This window comes from Fundicoccus sp. Sow4_H7 (genome assembly GCF_052115865.1).
Taxonomy (GTDB): domain Bacteria; phylum Bacillota; class Bacilli; order Lactobacillales; family Aerococcaceae; genus Fundicoccus_A.
In genome coordinates, this window is sequence record NZ_JBQKME010000012.1 from 64,636 (window position 1) to 80,974 (window position 16,339).

Annotated in this window: 15 protein-coding genes; all 15 read left to right on the forward strand. The window is 39.2% G+C overall.

Annotation, left to right across the window (positions count from 1 at the left end; genetic code table 11):
- Positions 1-154 precede the first annotated feature (154 nt).
- The 15 genes from mnmE (at position 155) to msrA (ending at position 16,210) form a co-directional block, all read left to right on the forward strand.
- The gene (gene mnmE, locus ACTQ54_RS10560) at positions 155-1,534 is read left to right on the forward strand and encodes a tRNA uridine-5-carboxymethylaminomethyl(34) synthesis GTPase MnmE (RefSeq protein ID WP_441756681.1); all 1,380 of its coding nucleotides are present in this window, start codon (positions 155-157) and stop codon (positions 1,532-1,534) included.
- A gap of 12 nt (positions 1,535-1,546) precedes the next feature.
- Positions 1,547-2,026 (forward strand): NUDIX hydrolase, encoded by a 480-nt coding sequence (locus tag ACTQ54_RS10565; RefSeq protein ID WP_441756683.1) that lies wholly within the window; start codon positions 1,547-1,549, stop codon positions 2,024-2,026.
- A gap of 38 nt (positions 2,027-2,064) precedes the next feature.
- Positions 2,065-3,972: a tRNA uridine-5-carboxymethylaminomethyl(34) synthesis enzyme MnmG gene (gene mnmG, locus ACTQ54_RS10570; protein ID WP_441756685.1), complete on the forward strand. Its 1,908-nt coding sequence runs from the start codon at positions 2,065-2,067 to the stop codon at positions 3,970-3,972.
- Between the two features lie 120 nt (positions 3,973-4,092).
- A complete protein-coding gene (locus ACTQ54_RS10575; protein WP_441756687.1) occupies positions 4,093-5,427 on the forward strand; it encodes an aminopeptidase C in 1,335 nt (444 codons plus the stop codon).
- Positions 5,428-5,596: 169 nt separating this feature from the next.
- Positions 5,597-6,319 carry a 16S rRNA (guanine(527)-N(7))-methyltransferase RsmG gene (gene rsmG, locus ACTQ54_RS10580; protein WP_441756689.1) on the forward strand — a complete coding sequence of 241 codons (723 nt, stop codon included), beginning with the start codon at positions 5,597-5,599 and terminating at the stop codon, positions 6,317-6,319.
- 14 nt (positions 6,320-6,333) lie between these two features.
- Positions 6,334-7,101 carry a ParA family protein gene (locus ACTQ54_RS10585; RefSeq protein ID WP_441756691.1) on the forward strand — a complete coding sequence of 256 codons (768 nt, stop codon included), beginning with the start codon at positions 6,334-6,336 and terminating at the stop codon, positions 7,099-7,101.
- Positions 7,088-7,969, forward strand: a complete 882-nt coding sequence (locus ACTQ54_RS10590; protein ID WP_441756693.1) for a ParB/RepB/Spo0J family partition protein — start codon at positions 7,088-7,090, stop codon at positions 7,967-7,969. Before ACTQ54_RS10585 ends, ACTQ54_RS10590 begins: the two co-directional genes overlap by 14 nt.
- A 16-nt stretch (positions 7,970-7,985) precedes the next feature.
- Positions 7,986-8,207 (forward strand): DUF951 domain-containing protein, encoded by a 222-nt coding sequence (locus tag ACTQ54_RS10595; RefSeq protein ID WP_441756695.1) that lies wholly within the window; start codon positions 7,986-7,988, stop codon positions 8,205-8,207.
- A gap of 17 nt (positions 8,208-8,224) precedes the next feature.
- Positions 8,225-9,325, forward strand: coding sequence for a redox-regulated ATPase YchF (gene ychF, locus ACTQ54_RS10600; protein ID WP_441756697.1), 1,101 nt, complete (start codon positions 8,225-8,227; stop codon positions 9,323-9,325).
- A 20-nt stretch (positions 9,326-9,345) separates the two neighbouring features.
- Entirely contained in the window at positions 9,346-10,230 is an 885-nt protein-coding gene (locus ACTQ54_RS10605) for a DUF1129 domain-containing protein (RefSeq protein ID WP_441756699.1), read from the forward strand.
- A gap of 222 nt (positions 10,231-10,452) precedes the next feature.
- Positions 10,453-11,928, forward strand: coding sequence for an IMP dehydrogenase (gene guaB, locus ACTQ54_RS10610; protein ID WP_441756701.1), 1,476 nt, complete (start codon positions 10,453-10,455; stop codon positions 11,926-11,928).
- 489 nt (positions 11,929-12,417) lie between these two features.
- On the forward strand, positions 12,418-13,107 hold the full coding sequence (locus ACTQ54_RS10615; RefSeq protein ID WP_441756703.1) for a response regulator transcription factor: 690 nt from the start codon (positions 12,418-12,420) through the stop codon (positions 13,105-13,107).
- Entirely contained in the window at positions 13,097-14,263 is a 1,167-nt protein-coding gene (locus tag ACTQ54_RS10620) for a sensor histidine kinase (RefSeq protein WP_441756705.1), read from the forward strand. Before ACTQ54_RS10615 ends, ACTQ54_RS10620 begins: the two co-directional genes overlap by 11 nt.
- A gap of 10 nt (positions 14,264-14,273) precedes the next feature.
- A complete protein-coding gene (locus ACTQ54_RS10625) occupies positions 14,274-15,617 on the forward strand; it encodes a hypothetical protein (RefSeq protein ID WP_441756707.1) in 1,344 nt (447 codons plus the stop codon).
- Positions 15,618-15,685: 68 nt separating this feature from the next.
- Positions 15,686-16,210, forward strand: a complete 525-nt coding sequence (gene msrA, locus ACTQ54_RS10630) for a peptide-methionine (S)-S-oxide reductase MsrA (RefSeq protein ID WP_441756709.1) — start codon at positions 15,686-15,688, stop codon at positions 16,208-16,210.
- Positions 16,211-16,339: the final 129 nt, after the last annotated feature.

The following is a 16,339-nucleotide window of genomic DNA, read 5'->3' on the forward strand; positions in this document are numbered from 1 at the left end:
TATTAAAACCTTCGTTATAATGACAAACAGCAATTAAACCACATTTAAATATTAAGCAGTCAAAGTGCTAACTATTCTCTTTATAAAGGACAAAGGGGGTAGTCTGTACTTTTTTTGTGGTTATTTTTAAAAATAGAAGGGAAAAGGTTGATACATGTACCAAAATGATACTATTGCAGCAATTTCTACGGCTTTAGGTGAAGGTGCTATTGGAATTGTCCGCTTGAGTGGACCAGATGCCATTTCGATGGCGAACAAGGTGTTTAAAGGGAAAGACTTAGCTAAAGTGGATTCACATACCATCCATTATGGTCATGTGATTAACCCTAAAAATAACCACGTCATTGATGAAGTGATGACCAGTGTGATGAAAGGTCCGCGTTCTTATACCATGGAGGACATTGTTGAAATCAACTGCCATGGTGGAATTATTGCCGTTCAGCGCACGCTTGAAGTGGTTCTGGATCAAGGCGCTCGTATGGCTGAACCCGGTGAATACACTAAACGTGCCTTTTTAAATGGACGGATTGATTTATCGCAAGCAGAAGCGGTAATGGACTTAATTCAAGCTAAAACAGACAAAGCGATGCAAGCGTCTGTTAACCAACTTCAAGGGAGTCTTTCGAGTAAAATTTCTGTTTTAAGAGAAGAGATGCTACAAACACTTGCCCAAGTAGAAGTAACGATTGATTATCCAGAATACGATGATGTTGAAGAAATGTCATTAACACAATTAAAAGAAACGGCTGAATCAGTCAAAGCATCGATTGAACAATTACTACGTCAAGCGTCACAAGGACGTTTATTCCGTGAAGGAATTAATACGGCTATTATTGGGCGACCAAATGTAGGGAAATCGAGTTTACTTAATTTCTTGTCTGGTGTGGATAAAGCCATTGTTACAGATATTGAAGGGACTACGCGAGATACGATCGAAGAATTTATTAATATTCGAGGTGTGCCGTTAAGACTAATTGATACGGCTGGAATTCGCCAAACCGATGAAATAGTCGAACAAATTGGAGTTGAAAAAAGCCGCCAAGTTATGGAAAAAGCGGATTTAATTATCTTAATTTTAAACCAAGCTCAAGCTTTAAATGACATTGACTTAGAGTTGCTTGATTTAACGAAAGACCAACAAAGAATTATTTTACTCAATAAATCAGACTTACCTACAGTCTTAGACCATGACCAACTTGCCAAATACGTTGATGCGTCTTCGATTATTACAACCTCGATTACAGAAGAGTCAGGTCTTGACCAATTGGAAGCCATGATTGAAGACCGCTTTTTAGGCGGACACTTGCAAGCTGCTGACGTGAACTATCTATTAAATACACGCCATACACAGTTACTCAAACAAGCCATTGAAGCGCTAGAAGAAGTCATTGATGCAACGGATATGGCATTACCAGTGGATTTAATCCAAATTGACTATACACGTGCTTGGGACTTACTGGGTGAAATTACGGGGGATAGTGTCCAAGATGAATTATTAAACAAACTCTTTAGTCAGTTCTGCTTAGGAAAATAGGAGGAAGATACCATGGTTCAACTTGCGACAATGTGTTACCTCGACAATGGCTCACAATATTTACTATTAAAACGTGATAAAAAAGAAAATGATATTCATGAAAACAAATGGGTAAGCGTGGGCGGAAAATTCGAAAAAGGTGAAACCCCTGAAGCTTGTGCGATTCGTGAAATCAAAGAAGAAACTGGCTTATCAGCGACAAAGATGGAGCTAAAAGGTGTTATAACCTTCCCCAACTTTACCCAGAATGATATTGATTGGTACTGCTTTGTCTATGTTATTACGGAATTTGAAGGCCAATTGATTCCTGAATGTGATGAAGGAACCTTATCTTGGGTTGACTATGATGAGGTTTTAAAGAAACCGACTTGGGAAGGCGACTATATTTTCCTTGAATGGCTGTTAGAGGATGCACCCTTCTTTTCCGCTGAATTTACCTATGTTAACAATCAACTGACCCACCATGATGTCATTTTTTATCCAAATAAATAACTACAATTTGAACAAGAATCTTTTAAAGGAGTGAATTTATGCAAACATATGAAGCAGGTACTTATGATGTTATCGTTGTTGGAGCTGGTCATGCAGGATCAGAAGCTGCCCTAGCTTCCGCACGCCTAGGCAGTAAAACCTTATTAATTACGATGAACCTTGAAATGGTTGCTTTTATGCCATGTAACCCATCCATCGGTGGACCCGCTAAAGGAGTGGTTGTCCGTGAAATTGATGCATTAGGGGGAGAAATGGGTAAAAATATTGACCGTACCTACATCCAAATGCGTCTATTAAATACAGGGAAAGGCCCTGCCGTTCAAGCCCTAAGAGCCCAAGCGGATAAACAATTATATGCTAACTCAATGAAAAAAGTATTGGAAGACACCCCAGGTTTAGATTTGAAGCAAGGGGTGGTTGAACGTCTAGTGATCGATGAAGATGGCCAATGCCGCGGTATCATCACATCGACAGGTGCCATTTACACAGCGAAAGCCGTTGTCCTAACAGCCGGTACTTCTTCACGTGGTAAAATTATTATCGGTGAATTAAGTTATGCATCAGGTCCTAACAATACCCTGCCGTCAGTCAAACTTTCAGAAAACCTACTAGAATTAGGTGTCGAATTAGTCCGCTTTAAAACCGGAACGCCTCCAAGAATCCACCGTGATTCTGTTGACTTTGACTTAACAGAAGAACAACCAGGCGATGAAAAACCGAATCATTTTTCATATTTAACGGAAGATGAAGCCTATCGAAGTGATAGTGTTTCTTGTTGGTTAACGCACACGAATGGAACAACCCATGAAATTATTCAAGAAAACCTCCACCGTGCCCCAATGTTTTCAGGTATGGTTGAAGGTGTGGGTGCCCGTTATTGCCCTTCTATAGAAGATAAAGTTGTTCGTTTTAGTGACAAACCACGCCACCAAGTCTTTATTGAGCCAGAAGGGCTATACACAGATGAAATGTACGTCCAAGGCTTATCGACTTCTATGCCAGAAGACGTTCAATTGAGAATTATTCGCAGTGTTCCCGGCATGGAACGTGCAGAATTGATGCGTCCAGGTTACGCCATTGAATACGATGTAGTCGTTCCCCATCAATTAAAACTAACCCTTGAACTAAAAAATATCCCTGGTTTATTCACCGCTGGCCAAATGAATGGTACTAGTGGTTACGAAGAAGCTGCCGGTCAAGGAATTATTGCAGGAATCAATGCGGCACGTTTGGCTCAAGGAAAAGAAGCCTTGATTTTAAAACGTTCTGAAGCTTATATCGGTGTCATGATCGATGATCTTGTTACAAAAGGGACAACGGAACCTTATCGTTTATTAACTTCGCGAGCAGAATACCGTCTACTTTTACGCCATGACAATGCTGATTTACGTCTAACGGAACTAGGTTATGAGCTAGGGCTTGTTGATGAAGACCGTTATAATAAATATCTGACGAAACAAGAACGCATCCAAGATGAGTTAGGTCGTTTAGCGAAAATTCGCTTAACACCAAAAACAGAAGGATTAGAAGACTTATTTAATCAAGTACATTCAACACCTTTAAAAGATGGGATTTTAGCAATTGATTTATTGAAACGTCCTGAAATTCGTTACACTGACTTAATTGAACTAATTCCACGCCAAGATGGTCCTTTGAACCGCCTGGAAGCTGAACAAGTAGAAATTCAAATCAAATACGATGGTTATATTAAAAAAGCCATCCAAAAAGTAGATAAAGTCAAAGCGATGGAAGAGAAATTTATTCCTGAAAATATTGACTATGATGCGGTAGATAGCTTAGCAAATGAAGCGCGTGAACGTCTTAAACTAATTCAACCAAGCACGCTTGGACAAGCTAGCCGTGTATCTGGCGTGAATCCAGCTGATATTGCGATTTTATCTGTTTATATTCAACAAGGTCGCATTGCCCGTGTCGGCGACAAATAAAATTAAATAATCCTTAGCCTCCTAACTAATTTCATGAAAATACTTGTGATTCTTTCAAAGAAGCGTACAATATATTTATGAGAGATTCTTAATCTTTTTATAATTTAGGAGGCTTTTTTCATGATAAATTCTGAACTGATTCAACGTTTTCAAGCCAATTATGCCAGTGATCCAATTAATCAAGCCGTAGAAAATGCTGTCGCCCGCGTTGGGATGCAAGAAGCATCCTTCAACAATCAAACTTTACGTCACCACCCCTTTGTCTTCTCACATGAAACGAAAAAAGGTGACATAACCAATCAAAAAAGTAGTGGTCGTTGTTGGATGTTTGCTGCTTTAAATACAGCTAGGGTAGATTCACTAACCAAATTAAATGTCGAAAGCTTTGAGTTTTCACAAAATTATCCTTTCTTTTGGGATAAATTAGAACGTGCCAATTATTTCTTAAACAGCATTATTGAAACGGTAAATGAACCGCTTGAAGGTCGTTTAGTCCAACATTTATTATTCGATCCGATTTCAGATGGGGGTCAATGGGATATGTTTGCCGGCTTATTACGTAAATACGGTGCCGTACCCAAATCAGCCATGCCTGAAACCTTTCATTCCTCCAATTCACGTGGTCTTAACCAATTCATTACCTCAAAGTTACGTGAATTCGCCAAAACATTACGTGATGCAGCGGCTAGTGGAGCCAGTACAAAGGAATTGGAAGATCAAAAAGAAGACATGCTCTACTTTGTTTATAATACCTTAGTTAAAACACTGGGCATGCCACCAACCGAATTTACTTATGAATACCGTGATCGCGATAATAATTTTCATCGCATCGAAAACATCAGCCCACAAGACTTTTTCAATGACTATGTCGGCTGGGACTTAGAAAATATTGTGAGTTTAATTAATGCACCTACACAAGATAAACCGTATGGTCGCCGTTATACGGTAAAATATTTAGGGACAGTTCTTGAAGAACAGCCCATTAACTACATTAATGTACCTAATGATGTTCTAAAAGAAGCTGCCGTTAATGCTATAAAAAATAATGAACCTGTCTGGTTTGGCTGTGATGTAGGAAAAATTTCTGACCGTACAAGCGGGATTATGGATTTGGATTTATACCAATACGATAAAACCTTATCCCAACCGTCACAACTCGACAAAGCGGCACGCCTTGATTATGGTGATAGTTTACTTACCCACGCCATGGTCCTAGTCGGTGTTGACCTAGACAGCGACGGCAAACCAATCAACTGGAAAGTTGAAAATAGCTGGGGGAAAGATGTCGGCGACAAAGGTATCTTCTCCATGTCCGATGCCTGGTTTGATCAATATACCTATCAAATCGCCGTAAACAAGCAGTACATTCCTGAAGAATGGCTAAAAGCCCTCGATCAGCCTGTGATTGAACTTCAACCATGGGACCCAATGGGCGCACTTGCTAAAGTGCAATAATCGAATAAATATCACCGTTTCAACTACTGAAATATAAGTAGAGAAGCGGTGATATTTATTTAAAAAAGAGCAGGTGTCTTGAATAAAATTCATTGCTATTGAGCTAAAAATCAGTTAAAGTATAATAGGTGTGAAACAAAATGTTTCACAAAAAGAAGGAGGGATCCATTTGACGATTGAAGCATTTATTAAAGCCTTAGCAGAACATGGAATTGAGCTGACGGAAAAACAATTGGAGCAATTCGAAGACTATTATCGCTTACTCGTTGAGTGGAATCAGAAGATAAACTTAACGGCTATCACGGATAAAGAAGAAGTATATTTAAAGCATTTTTATGATAGTTTAATGCTCTTATGGTTAAATCCACAAGAAAGCTACCAAATCAAATTATGTGATGTTGGCTCAGGAGCAGGTTTCCCGTCGATTCCACTAAAAATTGTGAAACCGGAGCTTGAGGTCACTATTATCGATTCGTTAAACAAACGGATTAATTTCTTGAATTTATTAGTTGAAGAACTTGGCTTAGAAGGTGTCGAAGCGATTCACGCGCGGGCAGAAGAAGCGGGACAAAATCCAAAATACCGGGCGCAATTTGATATCACAACCGCAAGAGCTGTCGCACCCTTAAATGTCTTATGCGAATTTTGTCTTCCTTTAACGAAAAAGGGTGGCTATTTTTTAGCCTTGAAAGGTCAAAAAGCAAGCCAAGAAATTGATGAAGCCCAAGCAGCCATTAAAGTCCTAGGGGCTAAATTGGAAAGCCAGACCAATGCCGAATTACCAGGGGAAGAAAGCGAACGCTCGATTGTAAGTATTAAAAAAACCTTAGACACCCCAAATAAATATCCCCGTAAAGCTGGCAAGCCGCTCAAACAGCCTATCACACATTAAAAGGAGAATGAACCATGGGAAGAATGATAGCAATTGGTAATCAAAAAGGTGGCGTTGGAAAAACAACCACCACAGTTAACCTTGGAGCAGCCTTGGCTTCACTCGGTCAAAAAGTCTTGATTATTGATTCTGATTCGCAAGGTAATGCGACAAGTGGGTTAGGGATTGAACGTGGGGATGTGGCACAAAGCTTATATGAAATATTGGTCAATGAAGTTTCTTTAGAAGAGAATATTTTACCGACTTCACGTGAGAATTTATATATTGTTCCTTCAACCATTCAATTAGCGGCAGCTGAAATTGAATTGGCAGGGGTAAAAGACCGTGAACAGCGTTTAAAGAAGGCTGTTGCAGGCGTTCGAGATAAATATGACTTTATTTTAGTAGACTGTCCACCCTCATTAGGGCAGTTGTCGATCAATGCTTTTACCGCCAGTGATACCATTTTAATTCCGGTGCAAGCGGAGTATTACGCCTTAGAAGGTTTAAGTCAATTACTCAACACAATTCGATTGGTACAAAGGACCTACAATAGAGACTTTAGAATCGAAGGCGTTTTATTAACAATGTTAGATGCCAGAACCAATCTAGGGTATGAAGTAGTTGAAGAAGTGAAAAAATATTTCCAAGAGAAAGTATATTCAACCATTATCACACGCAATGTGCGCTTGTCAGAAGCGCCATCGTATGGACAATCCATTATTGACTATGACCCGCGCTCACGTGGCGCTGAATTATATATGGACTTAGCAAAGGAAGTGTTAGCAAATGTCGAAAGCTAGAAAAGGTGGCTTAGGGCGTGGAATGGATGCTTTGTTCAGTTCTTATGAAGAAACACCTGCTGATCACGAGATTGTTGAAGAAATTGACTTAAGTGACATCCGTCCCAATCCTTATCAGCCACGTAAAAAATTCGATGAAACCTTATTACAAGAATTAGCAGATTCAATCAGTCAATCAGGCGTGTTCCAACCGGTTATTTTACGTCAATCCGCCATTAAAGGCTATGAATTGATTGCTGGTGAACGCCGGGTTCGAGCCAGTCGTATCGCAGGTAAGACAACCATCCCTGCTATTGTTCGTGACTTGAATGAACAACAAATGATTGAAATTGCAGTGATTGAAAACTTGCAGCGGGAAGATTTAAGTCCCCTTGAAGAGGCTGAAGCGTACAGCTTGTTGATGAACAAATTAGCCTTGACGCAAGCAGAAGTTGCGGATCGCATGGGCAAAAGTCGCCCTTATATCGCTAATTATATTCGCTTATTGAGTTTACCAGAAGAAGTAAAAGAGATGGTGAATGAAGGCAACTTATCAATGGGGCAAGCTCGTACTCTACTAGGTTTAAAAGATAAGAATCTCTTAATCCCTTTAGCCCAAGAAGTTTTAAGTGAGCATTTAACCGTTCGTCAATTGGAAGAAAGAGTTCAACAATTAAATGGGCAGATGGAATCAGCACCGGAAACAAAGAAAAAACCGGTTAAAGCTAAAAAGCCTGCCAATATCATTGCCATTGAACAACAAATGCAAGATTACTTTGGAACATCAGCAAGTATTCATCAAAAAGGTGAAAAAGGCAAAATCGAAATCGAATTTTTATCCCAATCGGATTTAATTCGGATTTTAGACTTATTGGATATTCAGCTATAAAGGAGGTTGTAAGAGAATGGAACAAAAACAATACGATAAATTAGATATTGTTGAAATGCGTAAACCTCACGCTTGTCAGACAAACCGCTGGCAAATTATTCGAATGGGTATGGATATTAAAATTAAATGCCTCAATTGCAACCATGTTGTGACATTGTTGCGACGCGATTTTGACAAAAAGATGAAAAAAGTTCTTGAAAGACACCAAGAGACTGACGAAATTAACGCAGTTGAATAGAAGAAAGAGAGTGAATTATGGCACTAACAGCTGGAATCGTTGGCTTACCCAACGTAGGAAAATCAACTTTATTTAATGCAATTACAAAAGCCGGTGTTGAAGCGGCAAACTATCCTTTCGCGACCATTGACCCAAACGTAGGGGTGGTTGAAGTACCAGACAGCCGTCTGGATGATATTACCCAAGTGGTTAAACCGAAAAAGACAATTCCAACAACCATTGAATTTACGGATATCGCTGGAATTGTTAAAGGAGCAAGCCGAGGTGAAGGTTTAGGAAATAAATTTTTAAGCCATATTCGCCAAGTGGATGCGATTTGTCATGTGGTCCGTTGTTTTGCGGACGGTAATATTACCCACGTTTCAGGTAAAGTAGACCCTATTTCAGATATTGAAACCATTAATCTAGAATTAATTTTTGCTGATTTAGAATCCATTGATAAACGTATCGGCCGTGTCGCTAAATTAGCTAAAACAAAAGATAAAGACGCTATTGCTGAATTAGAAGTGTTAGAAATTTTAAAAGAAGCTTTAGAAAATAACCAAATGGCAAACTCGATTGAATTTTCCGATGAACAAGACGCCATTGTTAAAAACTTATTTTTACTGACACGTAAAAAAATGATCTATGTGGCTAATATTTCGGAAGATGAAGTGAGTGACCCTTCTAACAACCCATTTTTACAACAAGTAGAAGCTTTGGCAGCTGAGCAAGGAGCGGACGTCGTTCCTATTTGTGCTCAACTAGAAGAAGAAATCGCTGAATTAGATGACGATGAAAAAGCAGAATTCTTATCCGATTATGGCATGGAAAAATCAGGTTTAGACCGCCTCATCCAATCGGTTTATTCTTTATTAGGTTTATCAACATACTTTACAGCAGGTGAACAAGAAGTACGTGCTTGGACATTCCGTAATGGGACCAAAGCCCCTCAAGCTGCCGGTATTATCCACTCGGACTTTGAACGTGGCTTTATCCGTGCTGAAACAGTCTCTTATGAAGATTTAATGCACTATCAATCCATGCAAGCCGCTAAAGAAGCTGGCCGTGTGCGTTCTGAAGGTAAAGAATACGTCGTTCAAGACGGCGACATCATGCTATTCCGCTTTAATGTTTAATAAATATCAGGAGGACAACGATGAGTGAAGAAAAAAATACGCCAACTCAAACAAACGATTCAATCGACACAATAGAAGAAACTATTGTGGAAGAACATCGTGAAGTAGAAACCCGTCCTATTCATGATGCAGAAATTACTGCAGAAGAAGAAAGTCGTTTAGAAGAAGTTTATGCTGAAGATGGGGAAGAAGCGAGTTTAACGGAAGAAATGTCTTCAGATGATTATGTGATTAATGGGGTAACTCCAGAGTTATTTAATCAATTAACCAAAAGAAATCAACAGTTTATGATTGCTTTAGACCGTCAACTACAATTAACCGAAATATCTCAAAGTGCTTTAGCGGCTGTCTATTTAGAAATTGCTGAAACCTTGATTCAAGGGCAAATAACTGGTCAAACTGCTAAGCATTTATATGGAACGCCTACAGAGGCAGCAGCGGTTATTCGGGAACAAAAATTTCCAACCGATGAACAAGTAGACACAACTCGCTCACCTGACTGGCAAATTGCCTTAGATGGTGCTTTGATTTTAGGATCTATTTATGTTGCTTTAACGGGCCTATCTTTGGTATCTAATGCAACGGAAGAGCCTTTGTATCAAGGGATGGGTATTATTACCGTTCTTGTAAACTACTTAATGGCCGGTTTAGCGATGTTACAAACATCTAAAGTTTTACCTAATCCGGATGCGCCTAAAGGAGAAAAAGGCTACTTTAAATATTTTGCTGTCTCAACAGTATCGATGATTGTGTGGGTCTTTTCGGTCGTACTCGCAACCGCATTTATTCCTGCATCCATTAACGTCCCTCTTCCAGGAGAATGGCTGCTGGGAATTGGTGTTGTGACATTTGCTCTACGTTTCTATTTAAAACGCAAATTGAAAATCCGTGGTGGAATTTTCTAGTGACATTTTTTAACCTCAATCAAGTGGTGTTGCATCGCTTGCTTGGGGTTTTTTGGTGATATTTATTTAAAGGACGAAAGTTTGTCATGATCTCGATTTCATGGTTTAGAATTCCGAATATTCTGAAAATAATTACTGAAAACGTCATTTTTTACTTGAGACTTATATCTAATCATGATAGATTAGTAAAAATATTCAAAACTATATAGGAGGCTATTTTTAATGTCCAATTGGGATACAAAGTTTAAAAGAGAAGGCTATACGTTTGATGATGTACTATTAGTTCCCGCACATAGTGAAGTGTTACCAAATGATGTGGATTTGTCGGTTGATTTAACTCCTAATCTCCATTTAAATATTCCTATTATTTCTGCAAGTATGGATACGGTGACGGATTCAAATATGGCGATTGCGATGGCGCGCCAAGGTGGACTGGGGATTATCCATAAAAATATGTCCATTGAAGAACAAGCCAATGAAGTACGCCGTGTAAAACGTTCAGAAAATGGCGTTATTCTTGATCCTTTTTACTTAACACCAAGTCATACTATTCAAGATGCAGAAGACTTAATGTCCCATTATCGTATTAGTGGTGTCCCGATTGTTAAAAGTGAAACGGACATGACCTTGGTTGGTATTTTAACCAATCGTGATATGCGTTTTCTAACGGATTTAGAACAATCGATTGAAAGTTCTATGACAAAAGAGAATTTAATCACGGCAGCTGTTGGAACATCATTAGAAGAAGCCGAAGCTATTTTATATAAAAATCGTATTGAAAAATTACCTCTTGTTGATGAAAATGGTTGTTTAGCTGGTTTAATTACGATTAAAGACATTGAAAAAGTGATTCAATTCCCGAATGCTGCTAAAGACCAACATGGCCGTTTAATTGTTGGAGCTGCCATTGGCATCACCAGTGATACCTTTGAGCGAGCCACGGCTTTAATTGAACAACAAGTCGATGCGATTGTTGTGGACACTGCACATGGTCATAGCGAAGGCGTTATTCGCAAAATTAAAGAAATTCGCGAAGTCTATCCAGATATTACTTTAATTGCAGGAAATGTGGCCACAGCTGAAGCCAGCCGTGCTCTTTTTGATGTCGGCGTAGATGTGGTTAAAGTCGGAATTGGCCCAGGTTCAATTTGTACGACCCGCGTAGTGGCTGGTGTTGGCGTGCCACAACTATCAGCTGTGTATGAATGTGCGACAGCCGCTAAAGAATATAATAAAACGATTATTGCGGATGGTGGGATTAAATACTCTGGTGACATCGTCAAAGCCTTAGCTGCCGGTGGGCATGCGGTCATGCTAGGTAGTATGTTAGCAGGTACGGATGAATCGCCTGGTGAATTTGAAATTTACCAAGGCCGCCGCTTCAAAACTTACCGCGGTATGGGAAGCTTAGCTGCTATGGCAAAAGGTTCAAGTGATCGTTACTTCCAAGGCGAAAATGAAGCCAAGAAACTAGTCCCTGAAGGGATCGAAGGACGTGTCTCTTATAAAGGCAGCGTTCAAGACATTATTTTCCAAATGCTAGGCGGCTTGCGCTCAGGGATGGGCTATGTTGGCGCAGCCAACCTCCACCAACTGCGTGAAGATGCTCAATTTATCCGCATGAGTAATGCCGGTCTAATTGAATCCCATCCACATGATATTCAAATCACCAAAGAAGCCCCGAACTACTCTCGTTAATCTTGAAATAAATAATCCAATCATGCAGCTGTTTTGGCTGAGTGATTGGGTTATTTGGTTTTATTGGGATTTTGGTGGGTAAAGCAGCTTTTTCCTTGGTTCTGACGTGAACGGGAAGCTTACGCGTCAGTAAGTGAGTGGAATGAAAGAAAACCAGCTAATTGAAGAATTGGCTGAATAGACGAAAGTGAGTGCTTTAACCGTCTATTCAATGGCTGAATAGACGAATTCGAGTGCTCCAACTGTCTATTTAGGGGCTAAACTGACAGTTGTAAGCCTTCTATCCGTCAGAACCCTCCAAAAAATTTATCTCCCATATAAAAGTTTAGTTTTAGTTTAGGGATATTTATTATTATGATAAAGGTATGAATTTATTAAGTTAAAATTTAGTATTATTTTCGTTTTGATTTAATAATTAGAAAAAATGTTTATAATAGAAGATGAAGGTCTATCAAATAGGATAGATTGCTTAAGAAAGGGAGTGACATGATGCGTGTCTTAGTTGTTGATGACGATCGTGAAATAGTTGAACTATTAAATATATATTTACAAAATGAAGGTTATGAGGTTATCAAGGCTTATAATGGTCAACAAGCGTTAAATTATATTAAAAATGATGATGATATTTCCTTAGTTATTTTGGACTTGATGATGCCTAAAGTGCAAGGTGCAGAAGTGTTAGAAAAATTAAGAGCGGCGAATCACAGTATTCCTGTTATTATTTTATCTGCAAAATCATCCGACAATGATAAGATTCAAGGATTGATTTCAGGTGCGGATGACTATGTAACGAAACCTTTTAATCCATTAGAGGTGATTGCTAGAGTGAAGTCTTTACTGCGTCGTCAATACCGTTATGCTGAAAATGAAGAGCCGGATGTGGTAGAAGTAGGGCCGCTGATTATTCGTAAAGAATCCCATGAGGTTAAGACGATTACGGGTAAAGATATTCAGTTAACGGCTTTAGAGTTCGGTATTTTATACTTGTTAGCCAGTCATCCTAACCGTGTCTTTAGTGCGGAAGAAATTTTCGAATCTGTTTGGAATCAAGAAAGTATTGTGAGTGCAAAAACCGTTATGGTTCATGTGAGTCACTTGCGTGATAAGATTGAAACAGCAACAGGTGGCGAAAAAGTTATCCAAACAGTTTGGGGAGTAGGATACAAAATTGAAGGCTGATGAAATACAAACGAAACAGCCGACAATGAAACTCACTCGTCTCGAGATTAGTGAGTTAATTGTTGAAATGATTATAACACTCGGAATTGTATTTTTTCTTTATCTGAGTGTTATTTTGCTAGCTCGCGATATAATCGAAGTTCCTTTTTCATGGCGGGGCTCGCCGCCGATGTCGATTCGTATTCGGTTTTTCCTGGATGATGCGACTTTGAATTTTATGTTATTAGTATTTACTGGCTTTGCTTTTGTTCTGGGGATTTTGATTACTTATTGGCGGTTTAAACGGCGCTATCGTTTAATGAAATTAGAACATATTTTAAATTATGTCACCTATATTGCTCAAGGTAACTATGATGTACGTATTCCTGAGAACAATATTCCAGACTTACTTGAGATTACCAATAGTATTAATTTGTTAGTCGATAGTACAGTTGAAGCGCTTGAGGAAGAGCGGCGTGTTGAGAAAACCAAGGATGAATTAATTACCAATATTGGCCATGATTTAAGAACACCATTGACATCAATTATTGGATATTTAGGATTAATTGAAAATAAGCAGTACCATGATGATGAAGAAGTGTTACAATATACCCATACGGCATATACTAAAGCACTGCGAATGCAGTCTCTTGTCGATGACCTCTTTGATTACGCGGCTTCACGTCAAACTACTTATGAAATTGATCCTCAACCTGTACAAATTTCTTTATTTTTAGAACAATTAACAGCTGACTTTGCATTAGCGGCTAGAGAAAAAAATGTCGATTTACAAGCCCATGTCAGTCCATCTACATTGTCTGCCAATTTGGATGTTGATAAGATGGCGCGTGTGTTTTATAACCTGATTACGAATGCTTTTAAATATGGTTATAATGCGACATTTATTAAGCTAAATGCCTATCCGTCGAAAAATAAAGAACATCATATTATTTTTGAAGTGATCAATGATGGAGAAGCCATCAATGAAGCAGAACTTGAACGTATTTTTGAAAGAAGCTATCGTTCGGATCAATCTCGCCATGGTGATGAACCGGGGAGTGGGATTGGTTTAGCCATTGTTTCAAGTATTATCGAGTCACATGAAGGTTATGTATATGCGGCGAATGAAAATAATCAAACTGTATTTCGGATCGAAATGCCGCAAAATTTGAAATAGGTGACTTAAAATGAACATATCGTATCCTTTATTTAGAAGCTGGAGGAAGCTTTGTCTTCTTCTGGTTTTATTTATTCAGCTGCCAATGCCAATCAATGTATCGGCACAAACGCAAAATATTCCTGAAATTGAAAGTCCAGTGGCTTTACTGTTTAATACGGCGTCTGGGCAAGTCCTGTTTGAACAAGATAGTGATGTGACTATGGACGTTGGTTCGATTAGTAAACTGTTAACTTTGTATATTCTGAGACAATCCATTGAAGCGGGTGATTTGAATTGGGATACCTCAGTAGCTATTTCTGACTATGCTTATGAAGTGAGTCAAGATTATGATGTAGCCAATGTTCCTTTGCGTCAAGATAAGCTTTATCATGTTGAAGAACTTTATGAAGCGGTTGTCATTAATTTAGCTCATGGTGCAGCCATTGCTTTAGCTGAGGAGATAGCAGGTAGTGAAGCAGACTTTGTTAAGTTGATGGAAGCCCAATTGGAGGCTTGGGAACTAGAAGATTTTAACCTGATTAATGCGACAGGTTTAACATCTGAATATGATCCAGCGGTCATAGGAAGTGAAGATGAAGGGCATACCAATCAATTAACCGCTGAAGCTGTTGGGGTAATATCGTATTATTTATTAAAAGATTATCCTGATATTTTAGAAGTATCGTCGATTCCCCAGCAGGTGTTTCAAAAAGGGACGACGGATGAATTTTTAATGACCAACTATAATAAAATGTTGCCTGATGGTTCGTTTGCTTATCCAGATATCGATGGTTTATCTACAGGGTCGTCGTTTGGCGGTGGCTACAATGTTGCTGTGACAGCTGAACGTGAAGATTTTCGTTTAATGGCGATTGTTCTAGGTGCGAAAACGGATGATGATCGCTTTAACTCAGCTTCCCAGCTACTAGAATATGGCTTCGGTTATTTCCGCAGTGACCATTTAATTCAAGCGGACCAAGCCGCAACGCATATTAGTGAGATTCCAATAGTAGGTGCTAATGAATCCAGTGTGGCTTTAGTTTATGAAGAAACTTTAGATTTAACGGTTCCAATTGGGCAAAATAATGTGAGTTTAGCGTATAACTTTGTGCCAATTGAAAGTTATTTTGATGATCAAGGGCGCTTAGTGAGTCCTGTTGAAGCAAGGACACAAGTTGGAGCAGTGGAGGTTACTTTACGTGACGCAGCGCTTCAATATTTACCTAATGTGCGCGGGAATCAAGCCCAAGTTTATGTTGCTGAAACAATTGAAGAAGCGCCTTGGTATACGAATTCATGGAACAACATTTCTAATGGTTTATATGATACGATGGAATCCATTCGGGTGTTCTTTACTGACCTCTTTAATTAGAAAAAGTGTTATAATAAGAAGGTTAAATGCAGTGATATTTATTTGAAATTTGAAAGGATGTGTTGTTGATGAGTAAGGAAGTAGCGGTATTAGCTGGAGGGTGCTTTTGGTGCATGGTAAAGCCGTTTGATCAATGGGACGGCGTGGAATCTGTGATTTCAGGGTATACGGGCGGGCATGTTGAAAACCCGACCTATGAGGAAGTTTGTACGGGTACAACTGGACATACAGAAGCGGTGCAAATTACCTTTGACCCTGAAGTGATTTCGTATGATAAAATTTTAGATGTGTTTTGGTCTGTGATGGACCCAACCGATGCCGAGGGGCAGTTTGTTGACCGTGGTTCGTCTTACCGTCCGGAGATTTTTTATACTAGCCCAGAACAACAAGAAATTGCTGAAGCATCCAAAGAAGCGCTTGACCAAAGTGGACGATTTGATAAGCCGGTCGTTGTGCCGATTACAGCGGCGAGTGCCTTTTATCCGGCAGAAGATTACCATCAAGATTTTTATAAAAAGAATCCGGCTCACTACCAGGCTTATCGCACTGGTTCTGGCCGCGATGACTTTTTAAGAACCCATAATAATAAATAAAATAAAGATAACTGCGGCATGAACTGCCCCCTGTCAAGTAGACAGGTAAATAAACAAAATATTTGTGCCATGTATGATGTCTTATCATACATGGTATTTTTTTATGCCGGTATCTTTAATCCCATACTC

Coding starts and splice junctions, on each gene's coding strand:
- msrA (WP_441756709.1), top strand. CDS start 15,686: ATGAGTAAGGAAGTAGCGGTATTAGCTGGAGGGTGCTTTTGGTGCATG.
- mnmG (WP_441756685.1), top strand. CDS start 2,065: ATGCAAACATATGAAGCAGGTACTTATGATGTTATCGTTGTTGGAGCT.
- ACTQ54_RS10595 (WP_441756695.1), top strand. CDS start 7,986: ATGGAACAAAAACAATACGATAAATTAGATATTGTTGAAATGCGTAAA.
- ACTQ54_RS10575 (WP_441756687.1), top strand. CDS start 4,093: ATGATAAATTCTGAACTGATTCAACGTTTTCAAGCCAATTATGCCAGT.
- ACTQ54_RS10590 (WP_441756693.1), top strand. CDS start 7,088: ATGTCGAAAGCTAGAAAAGGTGGCTTAGGGCGTGGAATGGATGCTTTG.
- ACTQ54_RS10615 (WP_441756703.1), top strand. CDS start 12,418: ATGCGTGTCTTAGTTGTTGATGACGATCGTGAAATAGTTGAACTATTA.
- ACTQ54_RS10625 (WP_441756707.1), top strand. CDS start 14,274: ATGAACATATCGTATCCTTTATTTAGAAGCTGGAGGAAGCTTTGTCTT.
- ACTQ54_RS10565 (WP_441756683.1), top strand. CDS start 1,547: ATGGTTCAACTTGCGACAATGTGTTACCTCGACAATGGCTCACAATAT.
- guaB (WP_441756701.1), top strand. CDS start 10,453: ATGTCCAATTGGGATACAAAGTTTAAAAGAGAAGGCTATACGTTTGAT.
- ACTQ54_RS10605 (WP_441756699.1), top strand. CDS start 9,346: ATGAGTGAAGAAAAAAATACGCCAACTCAAACAAACGATTCAATCGAC.
- ACTQ54_RS10585 (WP_441756691.1), top strand. CDS start 6,334: ATGGGAAGAATGATAGCAATTGGTAATCAAAAAGGTGGCGTTGGAAAA.
- ychF (WP_441756697.1), top strand. CDS start 8,225: ATGGCACTAACAGCTGGAATCGTTGGCTTACCCAACGTAGGAAAATCA.
- mnmE (WP_441756681.1), top strand. CDS start 155: ATGTACCAAAATGATACTATTGCAGCAATTTCTACGGCTTTAGGTGAA.